Origin of the sequence: Microcystis sp. M079S1 (assembly GCF_020246425.1) — a bacterium.
Taxonomy (GTDB): Bacteria; Cyanobacteriota; Cyanobacteriia; order Cyanobacteriales; family Microcystaceae; genus Microcystis; species Microcystis aeruginosa.
The window spans coordinates 1-4,435 of record NZ_JADBSZ010000227.1 but is presented as its reverse complement, the minus strand read 5'-3'; the positions used below and the strand labels follow the sequence as shown (position 1 = coordinate 4,435).

The window sequence follows — 4,435 nt, the reverse complement described above, 5'->3', positions numbered from 1 at the left end:
TAGGAATGACCATTTACTCTGGCGGCAATGACAGCGTTGATGTAGCTGAAAATTTGGTCGAGTTCGCCAATCGCTTCTAGCTCAAGGACTTCCTCCGGGGTGAGATCATCAGCTTTTTTCTTGTCAAGAAGCGTCTGCATCTGATCGCCCAGTTCATCTGTAAATTTGAATAGGGTGAGATTATTAATCTGTTGTACCCGCAATCCTTTGGGAATCAGGCTAGAGGGTTTGACAAGAACGCTCATGGTTGTAGCTGAACGTAAAGATTTTTCGATCCTAACAAATAGTTCCCGTGAAATATCGGCAATAGATTAACAAAAAGGCACTCAGCGTCCTTGTGTTTAGCCTCTTCTAGGAGGAAATAGCTAGATCGCCGCTAGGGTAGGGGTGGGGTTTTCCCGCTAGGACAATCCCCACCCCTACGTTAGGGGCATTATCCGAGAAATATTGTAGCGGACGGATGTTGTTTGGGTATGTTTCCATTCAGAGGCTTCACTAATTGGAAGTAAAAAAATTGTAGGGTTAATTCATGAATTAACCCTACACATTGTTTCCATTCACACGCTTCACGAATTAGAAGCAAGCTCGCCTGGGAATTTTTTTTAATTGACTCGATCGACGTTTTCATTATATGTGTTGTCGCAGCCAGGTAACTTTCGTTTTTCCATCCAGACGCTTCACGAATTGGAAGCAAGTTGAAGCGACGACACGCAATCAAACTTTGACCTTCGAGGTGTTTCCATTCATACGCTTCACGAATTGGAAGCAAGTATAGCCCAGAATTTCAACGGACTTAGCCAACAAATGAGTGGTTTCCATTCATACGCTTCACGAATTGGAAGCAAGACTAGCTTGGCAAAACTAAGCTGTGCAAGGATTGTACAGCAATTTTTCGTGGGATACTGAAAAATAAGCCATAATTAATAATAATTTTCAATAGTCACCTCGGTCATGAGGCTCAAAGCCTTACTGGACAAGGCATCGACGCACCTCAACGAAAACTCTAGATTTTCAGCCATTGTGTCTAACCCGCGAAAAATGTTGATAACTGATAACTGATAACTGTTCCTATGGACTAATACCCGCAGATTTAAAGGCCTTGTCCATTAAAATTACATGGGTACTGCTTTCCTGTCCCTGGTTGGCAGCACGACGCTGAATATAACTGCCGTCGGATTGTAATTCCCATGCTTGCCGGTTATCTGACAACATGATGCCGAGAATTTCTTCCAGTTCCTTGGCGATCGCTGGTTCATCGATGGGTGTCACTGCTTCCACGCGACGAGTCAGGTTCCGCGTCATCCAATCGGCGCTACCAATATAAACCTCCTCCTGACCACCATTGTAGAAGTAAAAAATGCGGGAATGTTCCAAAAAGCGGCCGATAATGCTAATTACTCGGATATTTTCGCTCACTTCCGGCAATCCGGGCCGTAAACAACAGATCCCACGAATAATTAAGTCAATCTGCACGCCAGCACGAGAAGCGGCGTATAAGGCTTCTATAATCGGTTTATCGACAATAGAGTTCATTTTTGCGACAATGCGCCCCGTACCGCCATTTTTACAGTTTTTGGCCTCGCGCTCGATCATTGCTAACATCCGTTTTCGCAAACTCACCGGAGCAATTAAAAGTTTGCGATAGGATTGCTGACGGGAGTATCCGGTCAGAAAGTTAAATAAATCAGTGATATCTGCCCCCAAATCCTCGCGACAGCTAAGTAAACCCAAATCAGTGTATAATTTAGCCGTTTTTGGGTTATAATTACCCGTGCCAATATGGAAATAACGACGGATTTTATCCCCTTCTTTTCTGACCACGAGAACCACTTTCGTATGGGTTTTTAGACCAACTAAGCCATAAACAACGTGAACTCCGGCTTGTTCGAGCTTTTTCGCCCAAGTAATGTTATTTTCCTCATCAAAGCGGGCTTTTAGTTCCACTAACGCCGCTACCTGTTTACCATTTTCCGCCGCCGCAATCAGGGAATTGACAATCGGGGAATCTCCGGAAGTACGATACAAAGTCATTTTAATCGCTAAAACATGGGCATCATGGGCAGCCTGGGCGATAAACTGTTGTACTGAGGCACTAAAGGAATGGTAAGGGTGATGAACGAGAATATCGTTATTGCGAATTAAAGTAAAAATATCTTCGCCATCCTGTTCTAGGATCCCGTCTTCGTTACCGTCAACTATTTCTCGCAATCCCTGTAAAACCGGTGGGGTGACAGGATTCCAAGGCGGATCTTTCAGTTCGGGACAGGGTAAAGACATAAAATAAAATAAATCTTTGTGTCCCAGCAGTCCATCCACATCGTAAACATCGATCTCCTCAAGTCCGAGATCGCGCATGATCCGGTTTTTAATATTGCTAGGGGTAGAACTGTGAATTTCCAGACGTACTGCCGATTTACCGATGCGGCGCTTGCGTACTTCTTCCTCGATCGCTAATAATAAATCATCGGCCTCATCTTCTTCGACGGAGATATCGGCGTTGCGCGTCACCCGAAAAGGATAACATTCTTGAATGATCATGCTGGGGAAAAGTGCCTCTAAATTGTGCATTACCACCTGTTCAAGGGGTACTCCCGTCCAAATCGAAGCTTTTCCGTCTTGGTGGCGTAATTCCTTGGGTAATGCCAGAAAACGGGGGAAAACCTGCGGTACTTTCACCCTGGCAAATAGTTCTTTATCGGTGTCGGGATCGCGAACGACTACGGCTAAATTGAGACTAAGATTAGAAATATAGGGAAAAGGATGACTAGGATCCACCGCTAGAGGAGTTAAAACGGGGAAAATATTTTGTTCAAAGTAATCATGGAGATAATTGCGCTGTTCTTGATGTAAATCCACATAGTTAATCAGATGAATTCCCTGTTCTACTAACAGGTTTTTCAGGGTGTGTTCAAAAAGATGATCCTGCTGTTGCACAAGGGGACGCAGACGTTTACTTATCTCGGTTAGCTGTTCCGAGGCAGTCCGGCCATCGGCACTTAAAACGGCTACATTTGCCTCTACCTGTTGTTTAAGAACTGCCACCCGTACCATAAAAAATTCGTCGAGATTGGCACAAAAAATAGCGGTAAATTTTAATCTTTCTAGTAGGGGAGTCCGAGGATCAAGTGCCTCATAAAGCACGCGATGATTAAATTCTAACCAGCTTAATTCTCGGTTAAAGTAATATTGCGAATCTTTAAGATCGATTTCGGAAGTTACGCTAGGAGCTTTAGCCATAGAGTCTAATACCTAAATAATAGATTAAACAGTTAGTAAGAAGCCACTTCAGCCTAAATTTGACTATTTTGGGCGTTTTTTTAGGCTACACTGCCCCAGATTAACCAAAGTTACCCCGATTATCTTGGATGCTAATCCTACTGATTCTAGCCTGACTGGGGAAAAAATCAATTTATTAAAAGGTTAAGAAATCAATCCCGACAGATCAAGGTTAAATTAATCTTTCAGTGAAATTAGAGTGCCAGGAAGAACAATAGGCATAATTTGCTGAGAATATCGTCTTTAAAGCCTTGCTTTGATTATAACACAAAGTCGAGCCGATTTGTTAAATATATCATCTCAAACTTAAGGCAATAAGCCAAATCAGAATATTTGATAAGGATGATGATTAGATTGCCAATTGACCATTAGTTGATATGTTTGTGTTTGATAAAAATAAGATAACTCATAAGCTAATCTTAAGTCTCTTTCCAAGTCTTCTTTTTTAACATCAGTAGCATTCCATGTACCGAAAACTTTACAGAGTGCGTCCGATAAATCCTGTTTAATTTGCTGTTTGTCTAAGGACAGTTTCTGAGAATGATTTTTGATACTTATAATTAATTCGTCAATATTGATTGACAGCTTCTCTTTGTCAATAAACTTAAGTGGGTGGGTGGAATTAAATATAAAATGAACGTAGGTTGGGTTGAAGCATGAAACCCAACGCCCGATTATGTTATGCTACCGCTAACCCATCCTACAAATAATTGTGCCTCCCTACTTACCAAACTTTAATCCTTAAAACTTTAAATCCAACTTATTTTTCTTAAAGTCCAGAAAACGGGTTTCTCCGAGAAACCCGTTTTCTAGGTGACTTAATGCTTCTTTCCAGGGTTCATCATAATTGGCGGTTGTTGGGTTCATTTGAGTTGTCTGCTTACTCCTAGGGGGTGAAGCGCAATAGCGTAACGCACCGATTTAATAATAGAGTTGGTGCGTTACGGCGGCTTGTTAATTTTGGTTTTTTGACGGAATTGATAGCCGCCTAACGCACCCTACGCCTACTTAATTAAACAAAGAAATTACCCACTGGAATGTTCCCTAAAGCTGGTAAAGTGCCAGTAAATCCGGTGATATTTATTAATAAATCATTGCTGGATTGGAAGCCAGCCGCGCTATCATTAATAACGAGGTAAGTTCCAGCTATCGCACCGCT

At 42.2% G+C, this 4,435-nt stretch carries 5 protein-coding genes; all 5 read right to left on the bottom strand.

Features of this window, described 5'->3' with window-relative positions; translation table 11 throughout:
- Positions 1 to 245, bottom strand: a 245-nt coding sequence (locus tag IM456_RS15215) for a hypothetical protein (protein ID WP_002797524.1), incomplete at its 3' end; no start/stop codon positions are given.
- Positions 246 to 351: 106 nt separating this feature from the next.
- Complete coding sequence (locus IM456_RS15210) at positions 352 to 483, bottom strand: hypothetical protein (RefSeq protein ID WP_256378258.1); 132 nt, start codon at positions 481 to 483, stop codon at positions 352 to 354.
- Between the two features lie 585 nt (positions 484 to 1,068).
- Entirely contained in the window at positions 1,069 to 3,237 is a 2,169-nt protein-coding gene (gene ppk1 / locus IM456_RS15205) for a polyphosphate kinase 1 (RefSeq protein ID WP_149988070.1), read from the bottom strand.
- A gap of 780 nt (positions 3,238 to 4,017) precedes the next feature.
- Positions 4,018 to 4,143 (bottom strand): hypothetical protein, encoded by a 126-nt coding sequence (locus tag IM456_RS15200; RefSeq protein ID WP_287692430.1) that lies wholly within the window; start codon positions 4,141 to 4,143, stop codon positions 4,018 to 4,020.
- 145 nt (positions 4,144 to 4,288) lie between these two features.
- A partial coding sequence (locus IM456_RS15195) for a bluetail domain-containing putative surface protein (RefSeq protein ID WP_502845899.1) occupies positions 4,289 to 4,435 on the bottom strand: 147 nt, incomplete at its 5' end.